16 protein-coding genes, 2 tRNA genes and 1 riboswitch are annotated in these 16,460 nt (G+C 68.3%); of the genes, 7 read left to right on the top strand and 11 right to left on the bottom strand.

The annotated features are described in order from the left end of the window. Window positions 1–941 (top strand): apolipoprotein N-acyltransferase (gene lnt / locus I9P22_RS18260; protein WP_199260921.1); only part of this gene is annotated, 941 nt, incomplete at its 5' end. 32 nt (window positions 942–973) lie between these two features. Further along, window positions 974–1,021, top strand: a riboswitch (SAM-SAH riboswitch). A 5-nt stretch (window positions 1,022–1,026) separates the two neighbouring features. After that, window positions 1,027–2,193, top strand: a complete 1,167-nt coding sequence (gene metK / locus I9P22_RS18255) for a methionine adenosyltransferase (protein WP_199260919.1) — start codon at window positions 1,027–1,029, stop codon at window positions 2,191–2,193. A 144-nt stretch (window positions 2,194–2,337) separates the two neighbouring features. Here the strand turns inward: metK and I9P22_RS18250 are convergent, their stop codons facing one another. Continuing rightward, window positions 2,338–2,964: a J domain-containing protein gene (locus I9P22_RS18250; protein WP_199260918.1), complete on the bottom strand. Its 627-nt coding sequence runs from the start codon at window positions 2,962–2,964 to the stop codon at window positions 2,338–2,340. A 69-nt stretch (window positions 2,965–3,033) separates the two neighbouring features. Here I9P22_RS18250 and I9P22_RS18245 point away from each other — a divergent pair, with 69 nt between their 5' ends. The 4 genes from I9P22_RS18245 to I9P22_RS18230 all read left to right on the top strand — a co-directional run bounded on the left by I9P22_RS18245 (window position 3,034) and on the right by I9P22_RS18230 (window position 6,329). Next, the gene (locus I9P22_RS18245; RefSeq protein ID WP_199260917.1) at window positions 3,034–3,285 is read left to right on the top strand and encodes a BolA family protein; all 252 of its coding nucleotides are present in this window, start codon (window positions 3,034–3,036) and stop codon (window positions 3,283–3,285) included. Window positions 3,286–3,365: 80 nt separating this feature from the next. Then, window positions 3,366–4,331 (top strand): class II fructose-bisphosphatase, encoded by a 966-nt coding sequence (gene glpX, locus I9P22_RS18240; RefSeq protein ID WP_199260916.1) that lies wholly within the window; start codon window positions 3,366–3,368, stop codon window positions 4,329–4,331. A gap of 48 nt (window positions 4,332–4,379) precedes the next feature. Further along, complete coding sequence (gene recJ / locus I9P22_RS18235; RefSeq protein ID WP_199260915.1) at window positions 4,380–6,119, top strand: single-stranded-DNA-specific exonuclease RecJ; 1,740 nt, start codon at window positions 4,380–4,382, stop codon at window positions 6,117–6,119. Between the two features lie 135 nt (window positions 6,120–6,254). Continuing rightward, window positions 6,255–6,329 (top strand) — tRNA-Glu (locus tag I9P22_RS18230). An 867-nt stretch (window positions 6,330–7,196) separates the two neighbouring features. On the opposite strand, the gene I9P22_RS18225 is transcribed toward I9P22_RS18230, so the two are convergent. The 10 genes from I9P22_RS18225 to coaBC form a co-directional block, all read right to left on the bottom strand. Further along, window positions 7,197–7,273, bottom strand: a tRNA-Arg gene (locus tag I9P22_RS18225). 46 nt (window positions 7,274–7,319) lie between these two features. Next, entirely contained in the window at window positions 7,320–8,531 is a 1,212-nt protein-coding gene (locus I9P22_RS18220) for a cysteine desulfurase (RefSeq protein ID WP_199260914.1), read from the bottom strand. Further along, window positions 8,528–9,115, bottom strand: coding sequence for a YIP1 family protein (locus tag I9P22_RS18215; RefSeq protein WP_199260913.1), 588 nt, complete (start codon window positions 9,113–9,115; stop codon window positions 8,528–8,530). Before I9P22_RS18215 ends, I9P22_RS18220 begins: the two co-directional genes overlap by 4 nt. After that, on the bottom strand, window positions 9,112–9,600 hold the full coding sequence (locus tag I9P22_RS18210) for a hypothetical protein (RefSeq protein ID WP_199260912.1): 489 nt from the start codon (window positions 9,598–9,600) through the stop codon (window positions 9,112–9,114). The genes I9P22_RS18215 and I9P22_RS18210 overlap by 4 nt, the downstream gene beginning before the upstream one ends. Then, a complete protein-coding gene (locus tag I9P22_RS18205; RefSeq protein WP_199260911.1) occupies window positions 9,597–10,958 on the bottom strand; it encodes a SufB/SufD family protein in 1,362 nt (453 codons plus the stop codon). The genes I9P22_RS18210 and I9P22_RS18205 overlap by 4 nt, the downstream gene beginning before the upstream one ends. After that, window positions 10,958–11,713 carry a Fe-S cluster assembly ATPase SufC gene (gene sufC, locus I9P22_RS18200; RefSeq protein WP_199260910.1) on the bottom strand — a complete coding sequence of 252 codons (756 nt, stop codon included), beginning with the start codon at window positions 11,711–11,713 and terminating at the stop codon, window positions 10,958–10,960. Before sufC ends, I9P22_RS18205 begins: the two co-directional genes overlap by 1 nt. Window positions 11,714–11,722: 9 nt before the next feature. After that, window positions 11,723–12,034 carry a heavy metal-binding domain-containing protein gene (locus I9P22_RS18195; RefSeq protein WP_199260909.1) on the bottom strand — a complete coding sequence of 104 codons (312 nt, stop codon included), beginning with the start codon at window positions 12,032–12,034 and terminating at the stop codon, window positions 11,723–11,725. Beyond that, window positions 12,031–13,557 (bottom strand): Fe-S cluster assembly protein SufB, encoded by a 1,527-nt coding sequence (gene sufB / locus I9P22_RS18190; RefSeq protein ID WP_199260908.1) that lies wholly within the window; start codon window positions 13,555–13,557, stop codon window positions 12,031–12,033. The genes I9P22_RS18195 and sufB overlap by 4 nt, the downstream gene beginning before the upstream one ends. A 1-nt stretch (window position 13,558) precedes the next feature. Beyond that, window positions 13,559–14,626, bottom strand: a complete 1,068-nt coding sequence (locus I9P22_RS18185) for a cysteine desulfurase family protein (RefSeq protein WP_199260907.1) — start codon at window positions 14,624–14,626, stop codon at window positions 13,559–13,561. After that, on the bottom strand, window positions 14,623–15,894 hold the full coding sequence (coaBC, locus tag I9P22_RS18180; protein ID WP_199260906.1) for a bifunctional phosphopantothenoylcysteine decarboxylase/phosphopantothenate--cysteine ligase CoaBC: 1,272 nt from the start codon (window positions 15,892–15,894) through the stop codon (window positions 14,623–14,625). Before coaBC ends, I9P22_RS18185 begins: the two co-directional genes overlap by 4 nt. A gap of 133 nt (window positions 15,895–16,027) precedes the next feature. On the opposite strand from coaBC, the gene I9P22_RS18175 reads away from it, so the two are divergent. Then, window positions 16,028–16,460, top strand: a 433-nt coding sequence (locus tag I9P22_RS18175) for an ATP-binding protein (protein WP_199260905.1), incomplete at its 3' end; no start/stop codon positions are given.

Genomic DNA, 16,460 nt, shown 5'->3' with positions numbered 1-16,460 from the left:
CCGCCCTGCCCGGCGCGCTGCTGGCCGCCCTGGCCGTCGCCGCGGCCTGGAGCGCCGGCATGGCCCGCCTGGCCCGGCCTCTGCCCGCCGACAGCGCCCTGTATCTGCGCCTGGTCCAGCCCAACGCCACCCAGGCGCTGAAATGGGATCCCTACTGGTCCGAAGTGTTCTTCCGCCGGCTGCTCGACCTGTCGGCCGCGCGCGATCCCGGCCGGCCCGCCCCCGATGCGGTGATCTGGCCGGAAACCGCGGTGAACTTCCTGCTCGAGCAATCCGGCACCGCCGCGCAGGACATCGCCGGCTTCGCCGGCGCGCCGGTGATCCTCGGCATCCAGCGCGCCGAGGGCAAGCGCTATTTCAACAGCCTGACCACGTTCTCGGACCGCGGCATCGGCCCGGTCTATGACAAGTTCCATCTGGTCCCCTTCGGGGAATACACGCCCTGGGGCGATGTCATGGCCCGCTTCGGCATCCGCGCCTTCGCCGCCCAGCACGGTTTCGGCTATTCCGCCGGGCCGGGGCCGCAGGTCATCACCCTGCCCGGCCTGCCGCCCCTCCAGCCGCTGATCTGCTACGAGGCGGTGTTCCCGCAGCACCTGGTCACCGGCGCCGACCGCCCCGCCTGGCTGCTGCAGGTCACCAACGACGCCTGGTTCGGCCAGTTCTCCGGTCCCTGGCAGCACCTGGCGCAGGCGCGGCTGCGCGCCATCGAATCGGGCCTGCCGCTGCTGCGGGCGGCCAATACCGGCGTCTCGGCGGTGATCGACGCGCGCGGGCAGCTTCGCGCCACGCTGGGCCTGAACCTGGCCGGCCGCATCGACGCCGCCCTGCCCGGCGCCCTGCCGCCCACGCCCTGGTCGCGCTGGCGCGACTGGCCGGCGCTCGGCCTGGCCGCGATGGGGCTGCTGCTTGCGGCACGGCGCCGCAATCTGCACGGTTGACGGCAACCGGCGGCTCCACTAACGCTTCGGATTGACCGTCACAACGGCTTCCTGGCGTGGCGGCGTCATTCAACGGAGCATCTTCATGGCCAGACAGGACTATGTGTTCACCTCGGAATCCGTCTCCGAGGGCCACCCCGACAAATTGTGCGACCAGATCTCGGACGCGGTGCTGGACGCGCTTCTGGCCGAGGACCCGGCCGCCCGCGTCGCCTGCGAGACCTTCGCGACCACCGGCACGGTGGTGATCGGCGGCGAGATCGGGCTGAGCGACAAGAAGAAACTGGGCGAATATATGGGCCGCATCGCCCAGATCGCCCGCGACACCATCCGCGACATCGGCTACGAGCAGGAAAAGTTCCACTGGAACACCTGCCACGTCCACAACTACCTGCACGAGCAATCCGCCCATATCAGCCAGGGCGTCGACCGCGACGGCGCCGGCGACCAGGGCATCATGTTCGGCTATGCCGTGGACGAAACGCCCGAGCTGATGCCGGCGCCGATCCAGTATGCCCATGCCATCCTGCGCCGCCTGGCCGAGGCGCGCAAATCCGGTGCCGAGCCGATGCTGGGGCCCGACGCGAAATCCCAGCTGAGCCTGCGCTACGAAAACGGCAAGCCGGTCGAGATCACCAGCCTGGTGCTGTCGCACCAGCACAAGGACGAGGGCCAGAGCTCGGACGACATCCGTGCCATCGTCGAGCCCTATATCCGCGAGGTGCTGCCCGAAGGCTGGCTGACCGAGAAGACGGAATGGTGGGTGAACCCGACCGGCACCTTCGTCATCGGCGGCCCGGACGGCGACGCCGGGCTGACCGGGCGCAAGATCATCGTCGACACCTATGGCGGCGCGGCCCCGCATGGCGGCGGCGCGTTTTCCGGCAAGGATCCGACCAAGGTCGACCGCTCGGCCGCCTATGCCGCACGCTACCTCGCGAAGAACGTCGTCGCGGCGGGCCTGGCGAAGCGCTGCGTGATCCAGCTTTCCTATGCCATCGGCGTGGCGAAGCCGCTGTCGATCTATGCCGACACCTTCGGCACCAGCGAGGTTCCCGAAACCGAGATCGAACGCGCCATTTCCCGCGCCATGGACCTGACCCCGCGCGGCATCCGCGAGCATCTGGACCTGTGCCGGCCGATCTATCGTCGCACCGCCGCCTATGGCCATTTCGGCCGCGCCCCCGAGGCGGATGGCGGCTTCTCCTGGGAACGCACCGATCTTGCCGAGGCGATCCGACGCGAGCTTTGACGCCGTAACCGGGGGTTTCACACCCCCGGACCCCCGTGGAGTATTTGCAAAACGGAGAAAGACCGGCATGCGGCGCCCGCGCTTTCTCCGTTTCCAGAATACTCTGGGGGAGCGCGGAACGCGCGGGGGCAAGGCCCCCCTTCTTCAGTCCTTGAAGCTGCGGCTGTCCTTGATCTGGTCCCAGGCCCAGACGACTTCCTGCAGCCGATCCTCGTCCGAGCGGTCGCCGCCGTTCATGTCGGGATGCAGATCCTTGACCAGCGACTTGTATTGCTTGCGGATCTCGGCGCGGCTCCAGGTTTCCTTGGCTTCCAGAATCTCGAGGGCACGGCGTTCGGTCGGCGGCAGCTTGCGGGTCGCAGCCTTGCGCGCCTCGGGATTGGTGCCGTTGGCGCCCAGGATTTCCAGCGGGTCGTCGATGCCGTGGCGGGCCCATTTCTGTTCTTGCGCCGCCCGGCCGAAGGGCTTGGTGGGCCGTTCCCAGACCGTGGCATTGTCCAGGAATTCCTGAAACTCGGCCTCGGACTGGCCCTGGAAATAGTTCCAGTTCAGGTTGTATTCGCGCACATGCTCCTTGCAGAACCAGTAGTATTCGTCCAGCGCGCGCGGCGATTTCGGCGCGCGATACTGGCCCGGCTGGTTGCAGCCTTCCTTGTCGCAGCGCCGCGTCGAGGTCTCGAAGGCGCCGGACATGCCCCGCCGCCCCTTGGACCGGCGTTTCTTGTCCGAGGCTGCGGATATGTCGAATCCGAACGGGTCGCTGTTGCTCATCTGCCTGCCTTGTCCTGAACGGGACAGGCAGTTTAGGCTATTTCGCGGGACATGAAAGGGGGCAAGCGCATGATTGCCGACGAGATGCGGGAAAGACTGGCCGAACTGCAGCCCTTGCGGCTGGAGATCATCGACGAAAGCGAAGGCCATCGCGGCCATGGCGGCTGGCGCGAGGGCGGCGAGACGCATTTCCGCATCCGCATGGCCAGCCGGCAATTCGCCGGCCTGACCCATGTCGCGCGGCATCGGCTGGTGCATCGCGCCCTGGGCGACATCGTGCCGCGCATCCATGCGCTGGCCCTGGAACTGGCGGAAAACTGACCCGTTAGCGCGCGCAGTCTTGCCCGCCCCGGATGCCGGGCGTAGAAGCCCGGAAAGCAGAAAGCACAAGGAATTTCCGCATGACCTCGCCCAAGGATTTCAACGATCGCATGCTGTCGCTTGGCCTTGCCCGCGTCAGTGAGGCCGCCGCCCATGCCTCGGCGCGGCTGATCGGCCGCGGCGACGAGAAGGCCGCTGACCAGGCCGCCGTGAACGCCATGCGCGAGCAGCTGAACATGCTGGACATCAAGGGCGTGGTCGTCATCGGCGAGGGCGAGCGCGACGAGGCGCCGATGCTTTACATCGGCGAGGCGGTCGGCACCGGCGAGGGCCCCGAGGTCGACATCGCGCTAGACCCGCTGGAGGGCACCACGCTGACCGCCAAGGACATGCCGAACGCCCTGACCGTGATCGCCATGGCGCCGCGCGGCACCCTGCTGCACGCCCCCGATGTCTACATGGAGAAGCTGGCGATCGGGCCGGGCTATCCCAAGGACGTGGTCAGCCTGGACATGTCGCCCTCCGAACGCGTCCGCGCCCTGGCCAAGGCGCGCGGCGTCAAGGACAGCGACATCACCGTCTGCATTCTGGAACGCCCCCGGCACGAGGACCTGGTGGCCGAGGTGCGCTCGACCGGCGCGGCGATCCGGCTGATCACCGATGGTGACGTGGCCGGCGTCATCCACTGCGCCGAGGCCGAGCTGACCGGCATCGACATGTATATGGGCTCGGGCGGTGCACCCGAGGGGGTTCTGGCCGCCTCGGCGCTGAAATGCATGGGCGGACAGATGTGGGGCAAGCTGCTGTTCCGCAACGAGGACGAGAAGGGCCGCGCCGCCAAGGCCGGCATCACCGACCTGGACCGCATCTATTCGCGCGACGAGCTGGTCACCGCCGACGTGATCTTCGCCGCCACCGGCGTCACCAACGGCTCGATCGTGGCCGGCGTCAAGCGCGAGCCGCATTACCTGCAGACCGAGACCATCCTGATGCGCTCGAAAACCGGCTCGGTGCGGCGGATGATCTATCGCAACCCGATCAAGTAAGCGGGCCGGCGGGCTTGAACAGCGGGCGGTCATGGGGGATGAAGCCCCATGACCGCCTTTCTTTCCGTCACCGCCTCGCTGACCGGCCGCCTGTGGCGCGGTCCCGACGCCGCCCTGGAACGCGCCGCCGAGGCGCTGGCGCAGGACAGCCGCCTGCCGCTGCCCGTCAGCCGGGTGCTGGCCGCCCGCGGCGTGCCCGCGCATGAGGCGCCGCTCTATCTCGATCCCAAGCTGCGCGACCTGCTGCCCGATCCCTCGCGCCTGCGCGACATGGACAAGGCGGCCGAGCGGCTGGTCGCCGCGGTGCTGGCCGGCCAGCGCATCGCCATCTTCGCCGATTACGACGTGGATGGCGGCGCCTCGGCCGCGTTGCTGCTGGACTGGCTGCGCCGCCAGGGCCGCGACGCGACGCTTTATATCCCCGACCGCATCGACGAGGGCTATGGCCCCAACGCCCCGGCCATCGCGGCGCTGTCGCAGGATCACGACCTGATCGTTTGCGTCGATTGCGGCACGCTCAGCCATGAGGCGCTGGCGGCCGCGACCTGCGACGTGATCGTGCTGGACCACCACCAGGGGGCCGAGACCCTGCCCCCGGTGCTGGCGGTGGTGAACCCGAATCGCGCCGACGAGGATGGCAGCCTCGGCCATCTCTGCGCCGCCGGGGTGGTATTCCTGGCGCTGGTGCGCTGCAACAGCCTGCTGCGTCAGGGCGGCCATGCGCCGCCCGACCTGATCCCGCTTCTGGACCTGGTGGCGCTGGCGACGGTGGCGGATGTGGCGCCGCTGGTGGGCGTCAACCGCGCCTTCGTGCGCCAGGGGCTGCTGGTCATGGCCCGTCGCGAACGCCCGGGGCTGGTGGCGCTGTCGGACGTGGCGCGGCTCGATTCGGCGCCGAACGCCTTTCACCTGGGCTTCCTGCTGGGGCCGCGGATCAATGCCGGCGGCCGGGTCGGCAAGGCGGATCTGGGGGCGCTGTGCCTCTCCTGCACCGATGGCCGGCAGGCCGAGCGGCTGGCGGCCGAGCTGGACGCGCTGAACCGCGACCGCCGCGCCATCGAATCCGCCGTGCGCGACGAGGCGCTGGCGCAGGTCGAGGCACGGGGCGCCGAAGCCATCGCCTGGGCGGCCGGCGCGGGCTGGCATCCCGGCGTCGTCGGCATCGTCGCCGCCCGGGTGAAGGAGGCGACCGGCCTGCCCGCGGTGGTGATCGGGGTCGAGGGCGGCATCGGCAAGGGCTCGGCCCGCTCGGTTCCCGGGGTGGACCTGGGCCGCGCCATCCAGCGCCTGGCCGCCGAGGGGCTGCTGCTGAAGGGCGGGGGCCATGCCATGGCGGCCGGCCTGACCGTCGAGGAGGCGAAGATCCCCGAGGCCATGGCGCGGCTGTCGCAGCTGCTTGCGCGCGAGATGGCCGAGCGGCCCGGCGCGGGCGAGCTGCGCATCTCGGGCCTGCTGGACCCGGCCGGCGCCACCGTTGAACTGATGCAGATGCTGGAGCGCGCCGGCCCCTTCGGCCAGGCCGCGCCGGCGCCGCGCTTCGCCTTTGCCGAACAGCTGATCGACAGCGCCGGGACGATGGGCGACAGCCACCTGCGCCTGCGCTTCCGCAGTCCCGGCAGCCCGGTCCTGGAAGCGGTGGCCTGGGGCGCGATGAGCGGCCCGCTGGGCCCGGCGCTGCTGGGCGCCAGGGGCCGGCGCTTCCACCTGGCAGGCAGGCTGGAACTGACGCAATGGGGCGGGCGCGAGCGGGTGCGGCTGCGCCTGGACGACGCCGCCCCGGCCGGCTGAAGCCGCCGGGCGGGCGTGGAAAACGGCGACGGAAAAAACTTTCCGCCGCGATCATTTTTCCGCTTGCAGACCCCGGACAGCTGGCCTAAACACCGCTCCACGCCGCGGGGCACAGACCCGGCGGAACAAGAAAGTGGCCCGTTCGTCTATCGGTTAGGACGTCAGGTTTTCAACCTGAAAAGAGGGGTTCGACTCCCCTACGGGCTGCCACTTCTTCCTGCAAGATATTGCTATTCATCGCTATTTCCTGCCTTTCTGTCCAGCACGGAAGGGAAGTTGGACACATTTCCCAGCTTGGCGAACCCGCTGTCTGCCAGCTTGGCTCGGCTCGCCTTCTGCGTATATGTGTCAGCCTGCCTGGTGTCCTTATGGGCCAGGTAAGACGCGATTTCTCAGTTCGTCGCCCCGGCATCAGCCAGCCTCGTCGCCCCTGCCTTGCGCAACTCATGCAGTAAGCCGGGCACCTGTGCTTCAGCGCAACGGTCGTGGAACCAGTTGCCGAGGTTTCGGGCTTGTAGCCGATAGGCTTGGCATCCTGGGTGACAAACAGCATCCGGTCTTTCGGCAGGTTCGCCAGTTCCTCGGCCAGTTCCGGCAGGGTCGGCAGATCAGCCGCTACCGAAGTCTTGATCCGCTTGTAGGCGATCCGCGCCCTGCCATCCTTCTGCCCGACATGCTGCCAGCCGACCCGGCAAATGTCCGTGGGCGACATGCCGGTGTTGAGCGCCAGCATCAGCACGAGCCGCGCCTTCGATCCCGCCGGTGACGGGCAAGGAAGGCATGCAGCGTCAAGGCGCTGTCGCAATGGATTAGCGCCATAGCTTCGGAAGCTGGGCGTCCTGCCGACTGCACCGCCCATGGGCTGCGAAAGGCCCGCGCCGCCGCTCTGGCCGAAGCCGGCGCAACGACTTCCCAGATCGGGGCGTGGACGGACCATGTCAGGTGGCCCACTACACGCGGCAGGCGGACCAGAAGGGAATTCTGGGGGGAAAGAGGGAACGGCAAATGGGAAACCGCGTGGAAAAGTTTCCAGAATGAACGGAATTATGCTTAAATATCAACTGCGATTTGGAGAAATGGCGCACCCGACACGATTCGAACGTGTGGCCTTTGCCTTCGGAGGGCAACGCTCTATCCAGCTGAGCTACGGGTGCAACGCAGGGGCTGCATAGCCGCAAACGCGCGGCTCTGCAATGGGGTTCAGGCAAAAAGCTCGCGGCAGAAGGTCAGCCCGTCGATCAGCGCATCGACCTCGGCGCGGGTGTTGTACATGGCGAAGCTGGCGCGCGCCGTGGCGGTGACGCCGAAGAAGTCCAGCAGCGGCATGGCGCAATGCGTCCCCGCCCGCACGGCGATGCCGCGCTTGTCGAGGATGGTCGAGATGTCATGCGCATGCGCGCCCTGCATGGTCATCGAGAAGATCGCGCCCTTCTCGGCCGCGTCGCCCTGCACCGACAGCCAGTTCAGGCTGCGCAGCCGGTCGCGGGCATAGTCGCGCAGGTCGCGCTCATGCGCGGCGATGTTCTCCATGCCAAGCGCCATCAGATATTCCAGCGCCGCGCCCAGCCCGATCTGGTTGGCGATGCCGGGCGTGCCGGCCTCGAAGCGCAAGGGCGGGTCGGCATAATCGACGCTGTCGCGGGTGACGGTGCGGATCATGTCGCCGCCGCCCATGAAGGGCCGCATCTCGGCCTGCCGCTCGGCCCGGATCCAGATCGCGCCCGACCCCGAGGGGCCATAGAGCTTGTGCCCGGTGATGCAGTAGAAATCGACGCCGAGTGCGGACAGGTCCACCGGCATGTGCACCGCGGCCTGGCTGCCATCGGCCAGAACCGGCACCGAGGTGCCGCGCGCGATGGCACCGACATCGACCACGGTGCCGGTCACGTTCGACATATGGGTGACGGCGATCAGCTTGGTGCGCGGGCCGACGGCGGCCAGCACCTTCTCGGCCGGCAGGCTGCCGTCAGGCTCGGGTTCGACCCATTTCAGCACGACTCCCTGACGCTCGCGCAGGAAATGCCAGGGCACGATATTGGCATGATGCTCCAGCACCGACAGCACGATCTCGTCGCCGGCCTGCAGGCGCGGCCCGGCCCAGCCATAGGAAACCAGGTTGATGCCCTCGGTCGCGCCCGAAGTGAAGATCACCTCGTCCTCGCGCGGGGCGTTCAGGAAGCGCGCGATGGTGGCGCGCACCCGCTCGTAATTCTCGGTCGCGAGATTGGACAGGAAATGCAGCCCGCGATGGACATTGGCATATTCCGCCTCATAGGCGCGGGTGATGGCGTCGATCACCGCGCGCGGCTTCTGCGCCGAGGCACCGTTGTCCAGATAGACCAGTGGCCGCCCGTTCACCTGCCGCGACAGGATCGGGAAATCGGCGCGGACCTTTTCGACGTCGAAGCTCATGGTGTCACCTCGGGGACGATGCCGAATGCCGCCGCGATCAGCGACAGCACGAAGCCGATGACGAAGATGCTGCCGATCAGCCCCAGCACCACCTTGCCGGTGCTGGTGAAGCCGTGCAGCGCCTTGGTCATGGTCACGGCAAGATAAAGGAAAAGGCCAAAGGCCAGCATGGAGAGCAGCGTGGCCGTGGCCGGGAACAGCGCCATCATCACCACCTGCACCGCCTGCAGCCCGACCAGGATCAGTTCGACCCAGCCGACAACCAGCAGCGCGTCGGCAAAGCCGCCATGGCCGCCGAACCAGCGGCCGATCTGCGCCACGCAGAGCGCCGACAGCACCATGGCGCCAAGCTGAATGCCGGCCAGCGTCATCGGCTCGGACAGCATGGCCGAGACGGGGTTGTCCACTTCGACCGGGAACAGCAGCAGCGACAGCCCGGCCAGCAGCGTCGACAGAGTGACCGCCAGCAAGAGCACCATCCAGCGCGCCACCAGCGGCAACTCCAGCCCGCGCAGCACGCGCAGGGCCGCCTCCGGATCCCGCAAGGTCAGGACCGTCAACTCGCCAAGATCGCCCAGTTTCATCCGTTCCCCGCCAATGCGCGCAATCCCGCGCCCCATATCACGAGAAAGCCCAGACCCGCCACCGCCCGCGTCAGGCCAAGCGCCGGGCCGAGGCCGACCAGCCCGGCGGTCAGCCCCGCCAGCAGCATGGCCGGCGCCACCGCCAGCAGCGCCCAGAACAGCGCCAGCCGCGAATCCTGCGGCGCCACTGGCCAGGGCGTCAGCCGCGACAGGGCCGAGACCGCCGCCGCCAGCGCATAGGCCAGCAGCGGCATGATGAACATCACCGCCAGCAGCGCCCCGCCCATGCGCGCGCCCAAGGGCACCTCGGGCTGCAATTGCGCGGCCCGGGCATGGCCCGGCGCCTGCGCGACCAGAAAGACCAGCATCGCCGCCATCAGCACGACGATCAGCGCCCGGTCTGGCATGCCGCGCAGGGACCTGACCACCCTGCCCGGCGCCCACCAGCTTTCCAGAATGCGCGGGACGATGCCGGCCCGGCTCATGCCCTGCCCGGCTCGGCCTTGCCCGGATTGCCCGCGCGCGCCGTCAGCCAGTCTTCCAGCCGGCCGAGAATGTCGTCGCGCAGCCGCTGGTCCTCGATCTCGTCCAGCGCATCGGCCAGGAAGGACAGCACCAGCAGCACGACAGCGCGTTCCTTGGGCACCCCGCGCGAACGCAGGTAGAACAGCGCCGTCTCGTCCAGCGCGCCGGTGGTCGAGCCATGCGAGCATTTCACGTCGTCGGCATAGATCTCGAGTTCCGGCTTGGCGAGGAACTGGCTGCCCTCGTCCAGCAGCAGCCCCTGGCTGATCTGGTAGCCGTCGGTCTTCTGCGCACCGGGTTTGACCAGGATCTTGCCCTGGAAGATGCCCTCGGCGCCGTTCTTCAGCACCTTCTTGAAGACCTGCCGGCTTTCGCAACGCTCGGCGGCATGGGTGATGAAGACCGTGTCGTCATGGTGGAAGCGGCCGATATCGCCATCGCCCAGCACCGCCGCGGCGATATGGGCCACCGCATCGTCGCCGGCGATGTCGATCACCGCCTCGTTGCGCATCATCAGCCCGTTGACCGACAGGGTGAAGGACTTGAACAGCGCCTCGGCGGCGACGCGGGCGAAGATATGGCCCAGCCCCAGCTTGGGATCGTTGGCGCGCTTGGCGCCGATATGGTGAAAACGGGCGCCGCGGCCCAGATCCGCCTCGATCACCACGTTCGAGCGCGCGCCGATCGCGCCGGTTTCCAGCAGCGTCAGTTCGGCCCCGTCCTCGAGCTTGACGACGTGATGCAGATACACGTCCGCATCGGCGGCCGAGCGGCGATAGGTGATGTGCACCGGCCGTTCCAGCCTGCCGGTGACGCGGATCAGCACGCCTTCGGCCGCGGCCAGGGTGTTCAGCGCCGCGAAGGGACGCTTGACCGGCGCCTGCCCGGCGGCTTCCAGCCGGCCGTAAAGCCCGGCCGCCCAGTGATCCGCCCGCGCCTCGGCGGCGGCGAGGCTTTCGATCTCCACCCCCTCGGCTGCCAGCGCGTCCGAGGCGGCGGCGTCGAGACGCCCGTCCACGAAGACGATGTTCAGCCGCTCGATGCCGGTGAACAGGGTGGTGGCATCGGCCGCCGGCTCGGCCGGCTGCGGCCGGGCGGCGTTGAAGGGGGCCGGATCGGTATAGCGCCAGTATTCGTCGCGCGCGCCGGGCAGCCCCATGGCCTGCAGCCGCTGCGCCGCATCCTCGCGCGCGGTGCGGGTGAAACCGCCGCGCGGCAGGTCCAGCGCATCCAGACGCGCCGCCAGGGCGGCGTCACCGGGACGGGCCCTGCCCTCGACCGCGGGGGCCTGCGCGGCAAGAACAGCCGTGTCCGCCATCACCCGACCTCCGCCAGAAGATCGCCGTAACCGTTCTGTTCGACCTCCAGCGCCAGCTCGGGCCCGCCGGTGCGCACGATGCGGCCGTCGGCCATGATATGCACCACGTCCGGGCGGATATGGTCCAGCAGCCGCTGGTAATGGGTGATCACCAGGAAGGCCCGGTCGGGCGAGCGCAGCGCGTTCACCCCCTCGGCCACCAGCCGCATCGCATCGACGTCGAGGCCGGAATCGGTCTCGTCCAGGATGCACATGCGCGGCTCCAGCATGGCCATCTGCAGGATCTCGTTGCGCTTCTTCTCGCCGCCCGAGAAACCCACGTTGACCGGGCGCTTCAGCATCTCGGCGTCGATCTTCAGCTTGCGGGCCTTTTCGCGGATCAGCTTCAGGAACTCGGCCGAGGACAGCTCTTCCTCGCCGCGCGCCTTGCGCTGCGCGTTCACGGCGGTGCGCAGGAAGGTCATGTTGCCGACGCCGGGGATCTCGACCGGATACTGGAAGGCCAGGAACAGGCCGGCTGCGGCGCGCTCCTCGGGCTCCATCTCCAGCAGGCTCTCGCCGTCCAGGGTCGCCTGGCCCTCGGTCACCTCGTAGCCATCGCGGCCCGAGAGCACATAGGACAGCGTCGACTTGCCCGAACCGTTCGGCCCCATGATGGCATGGACCTGGCCAGCCGGGACGGTCAGTTCGACGCCCTTGAGGATCTGCTTGTCCTCGTCCTCAAGCTTGACGTGCAGATTCTTGATTTCCAGCATGGTTCGTTCCTATTCGACGCTCACGGCGGTGCCGGAGGCCGACACCATCAGCATGTTGTTGATGACTTCATAGTCCAGGTCGACGCCGACCACGGCATTGCCGCCCAGGGCAGTCGCGCGGTCCTGCATCTCGGACAAGGCGGTTTCGCGGGCCGAGGCCAGCGCGGATTCATAGGCGCCCGAACGGCCGCCGACGATGTCGCGGATCCCGGCGAACAGGTCGCGGAAGATGTTGGCGCCGATGATGGTCTCGCCCGTGACCACGCCGTGATAGGCGGTGATGCGGCGGCCCTCGATGCCGGGGGTGGTGGTGACGATCATCCGACCGATCCTTCCAGTGAAATGGCGACCAGCGACTGCGCCTCCATGGCGAATTCCATCGGCAGCGCCTGCAGGACCTCGCGGCAGAAGCCGTTCACCACCAGGGCCACCGCCTCCTCCTCGTCCATGCCACGCTGGCGGCAATAGAAGAGCTGGTCGTCATCCACCTTCGAGGTCGTCGCCTCGTGCTCAACGCGCGAGGAGGTGTTCTTGACTTCGATATAGGGCACGGTATGGGCGCCGCATTTGTCGCCGATCAGCAGGCTGTCGCATTGCGTATAGTTGCGGCTGTTCTGGGCGCGCGGGTGCATCGACACCAGGCCGCGATAGGTATTCTGCGCCTGTCCGGCAGAAATCCCTTTCGAAACAATGCGCGAGCGGGTATTCTTGCCAAGATGGATCATCTTGGTCCCGGTATCCGCCTGCTGGTGGTTGTTGGCGATGGCGATGGAATAGAACTCGCCCTGGCTCTCGTCGCCGCGCAGGATGCAGGACGGGTATTTCCAGGTGATGGCCGAGCCGGTCTCGACCTGGGTCCACATCACCTTGGCCCGCGCCTCGCGGCAATCGGCGCGCTTGGTGACGAAGTTGTAGATGCCGCCCTTGCCTTCCTCGTCGCCGGGGAACCAGTTCTGCACGGTCGAATACTTGACCTCGGCATCCTCCAGCACGACGATCTCGACCACCGCCGCATGCAGCTGCGCCACGTCGCGCTTGGGCGCGGTGCAGCCTTCCAGATAGCTGACGTAAGAGCCCTTGTCGGCGATAATCAGCGTACGCTCGAACTGGCCGGTATTCTCGGCATTGATGCGGAAATAGGTGGACAGCTCCATCGGGCAGCGCACCCCCGGCGGCACATAGACGAAGCTGCCGTCCGAGAAGACCGCCGAGTTCAGCGTGGCGAAGAAATTGTCCGACTGCGGCACGACCGAGCCCAGGTATTTCTTCACCAGTTCGGGATGCTCGCGGATGGCTTCGCTGATCGAGCAGAAGATCACCCCGGCCTTGGCCAGCTCGTCCTTGAAGGTGGTGCCGACGCTGACGCTGTCGAAGACCGCGTCCACCGCGACCTTGCGTCCTTCGGCCGGCGCGCCCTCGGCGCCCTCGATCCCGGCCAGGATCATCTGCTCCTTCAGCGGGATGCCCAGCTTTTCATAGGTGGCCAGCAGCTTGGGATCGACCTCGTCCAGCGACTTCGGCTTGACCTGCATGCTTTTCGGGCGGGCGTAGTAATACTGTTCCTGATAGTCGATCACAGGATAGTTGAGCATCGCCCATTTCGGCTCGGTCATGGTCTGCCAGCGGCGGAAGGCCTGCAGCCGCCACTCGGTCATCCATTCCGGCTCCTCGTTCTTCTTCGAGATCAGCCGGACGATGTCCTCGTTGATGCCCTTGGGGGCATATTCCATCTCGATCTCGGTGTCCCAGCCGTATTTGTAGGACCCCATGCTTTGAACGGTCTCGACGGTCTCGCGGTCTACGCCCTCGCGGACTTCGATGGCCTCGCCGGTCTCAACAGACATCTCACACCCTTCCCGCGGTCGCCCGCTGATCATTCCTTTGCCGCCAGCGCGCATGAGCCGCCAGCCAGGCATCGGCAAAACGCACGACGTCCCGAGGCTCCGTGGTCGGACCGATCGAGACGCGGATCGCATCGCCCGCCCATTCCGGCGCGATTCCCATGGCCGTCAGGACGGAGCTTGGCCGGACCTTGCCCGAGGAACAGGCCGAGCCTGCCGATACGGCAAATCCGGCGAGGTCCATCTGCATCACCTGCGTCTCTCCGCGCCATCCCGGCGTCAGGATCGACAATGTATTCGGCAGGCGGCGGGATTCGCGCCCCGGGAATGTAACCATTTCTGCCCCGGATTCCAGAGCAGCCATCAGGGAATCACGGATTTCCGACACTTTTTCCCCGATTCCTTGATCCAGATCATTCTGCGCCGCTTTCGCCGCCGCCGCAAAGCCCATGATGCCGATCAGGTTCTCGGTCCCGGCCCGGCGGCCCTGTTCCTGCCCGCCGCCCCGGATGCGGGCCTCGATCTCGGTGCCGCGCCGGACCACCAGCGCACCGATGCCGCGCGGACCGCCGAGCTTGTGGGCGCTGACGAAACCGGCCTCGATCCCCAGCCAGTTGAAGGCGAAGGGAATCTTCCCGAAGGCCTGGGTCAGGTCGCTGGCCGCCAGCCCCTGCGGCAGGTCCTGGATCACGCCGGTCTCGGAATTGGCCAGTTGCAGCGCCGCATGGGCCGGATCGGGGACGATCACGCGCCCCGAGGGCTCCGTCTGCAGCGAATCGTCGCACCAGGCCAGCACGGCGGCATGTTCCACCGCCGAACAGGCCAGCCCGCGGCCCTGCAGCACCAGCGCCGCCGCCTCGGTCGCGCCCGAGGTGAAGATCACATCCGCCCCCTCGGCGCCCAGGGCCGAGGCAATCTCCTCGCGCGCCCGTTCCAGCGCCGATTTCGCCGCCCGGCCCTCGGCATGGACCGAGGACGGGTTGCCGACGATCTCGCTCGCCGCCAGCATCGCCTCGCGCGCCTCGGGGCGCAGCGGCGCGGTGGCATTCCAGTCCAGATAGACCCGGTTCATGCCTGTCCCTCCGCCATGCCGTCCCCGGCGTTCAGCGCATCGGCAATGCGCGCGGCCAGCCGGTGCGCCACCTCGTCCTTGGAGAGCCGCGGCCAGCTTTCCGCCCCGGTCTCGGAGATCAGCGTCACCGCGTTCTCGGTCCCGCCCATGATCCCGGTCGCCGGGCTCACGTCATTGGCCACGATCCAGTCGCAGCCCTTGCGCTGGCGCTTGCGGGCGGCGTTATCCAGCACATCGTCGGTCTCGGCGGCAAAGCCCACCACCAGCGACGGACGGTCGCGGTCCAGCTGGCTGATCCAGGCCAGGATGTCGGGATTCTCGGCGAATTGCAGCTCGGGCAGCTTGCCGGAACCGTCCTTCTTGATCTTGCCCGGCCGGGCATTGGCGACATGCCAGTCGGCCACGGCGGCGGCCATCACCGCGGCATCGGCGGGCAAGGCGGCCTCGACCGCCTCGCGCATCTCGCGCGCCGTCTCGACGGCGATCACCGCGACCCCCTCGGGCGGGGGCACCTCGGCCGGGCCGGTGACGAAACTCACGCGCGCCCCCAGGTCGCGCAAGGCCGCGGCAATCGCCGCGCCCTGCGCCCCGCTCGAGCGGTTGGCGATATAGCGCACCGGGTCGATGGGCTCATGCGTCGGGCCCGAGGTCACGATGACATGCCGCCCGCTCAGCGCCCGCGCGGGCAGCGAAACCACCGCCTCGGGCGGCAGGCGCAGCGGCTTGTCGCGCCCCAGCGCCGCGCGGATCGCCTGCAGGATCGCCTCGGGCTCGGCCATGCGCCCTGGACCGTATTCGCCGCAGGCCATGTCGCCCTCGTCCGGGCCGACGAAGCGGATGCCGTCGTTCTCCAGCAGGTCCAGGTTGCGCTGCGTCGCCGGGTGCTGCCACATGCGCACGTTCATCGCCGGCGCGGCCAGCACCGGCTTGTCGGTGGCCAGGAGCAGGGTCGAGGCCAGGTCGTCCGCCATCCCCGCCGCCATCCGCGCCAGCAGGTCCGCCGTCGCCGGCGCCACCACCACCAGATCGGCGGCGCGCGACAGCTGGATATGGCCCATCTCGGATTCGCGGGTCAGGTCGAACAGCTCGGTATGGCAGGGCGCCTCGGCCAGCGCCGACAGCGTCAGGGGTGTGACAAATTGCCCCCCCGCCCGCGTCAGCACCGGCACGACCGAACCGCCCTCTCGCCGGATCATGCGGATCAGCTCGGGGATCTTGAAGGCGGCGATGCCCCCGCCGACGATCAGCAATATGCGGCTGCCTTGCATGGTCGCTTCCTCTGCCGTGACGCTCGCCCTGCACATAGGCCGAAGCGGGCCGCGGAACAAGCAAGCCGCGCCCGTTAACCAATCTTTAAGCCCTGGCGAGTTAACCAGAGCCCCTGTGACGTGGGGAGAGGTGATGGCGGCGATTGCCTATACCGTGGCCTTCGACGGAGTCGAGGCGCGGCTGGTCGAGGTGCAATGCTCGGTCTCGCCGGGCCTGCCGGGATTCGGCATCGTCGGCCTGCCCGACAAATCGGTCAGCGAGGCGCGCGAGCGGGTCAAGGCCGCCTTCGGGGCGCTCTCCATCGCCATGCCCTCGCGGCGGGTGACGGTGAACATGTCGCCCGCCGACCTGCCCAAGGAGGGCTCGCATTTCGACCTGCCCATCGCGCTCGCCGTGCTGGCGGCGCTGGAGGTCGTGCCGGCCGAAGCGCTGGAGTGCGTGGTGGCGCTGGGGGAACTGGCGCTGGACGGGCGGCTGGCGCCGGTGGCGGGCGCCCTGCCCGCCGCCATGGCCGCGGCCGAGGACAGCCGGGCGCTGCTGGTGCCGCGCGCCTGCGGGGCCGAGG

The sequence above is a fragment of the Paracoccus binzhouensis genome, from assembly GCF_016446475.1.
Classification (GTDB): domain Bacteria; phylum Pseudomonadota; class Alphaproteobacteria; order Rhodobacterales; family Rhodobacteraceae; genus Paracoccus; species Paracoccus binzhouensis.
Note: the sequence above shows the minus strand (reverse complement) of the source record. Positions and strands in the feature narration are given on the sequence as shown.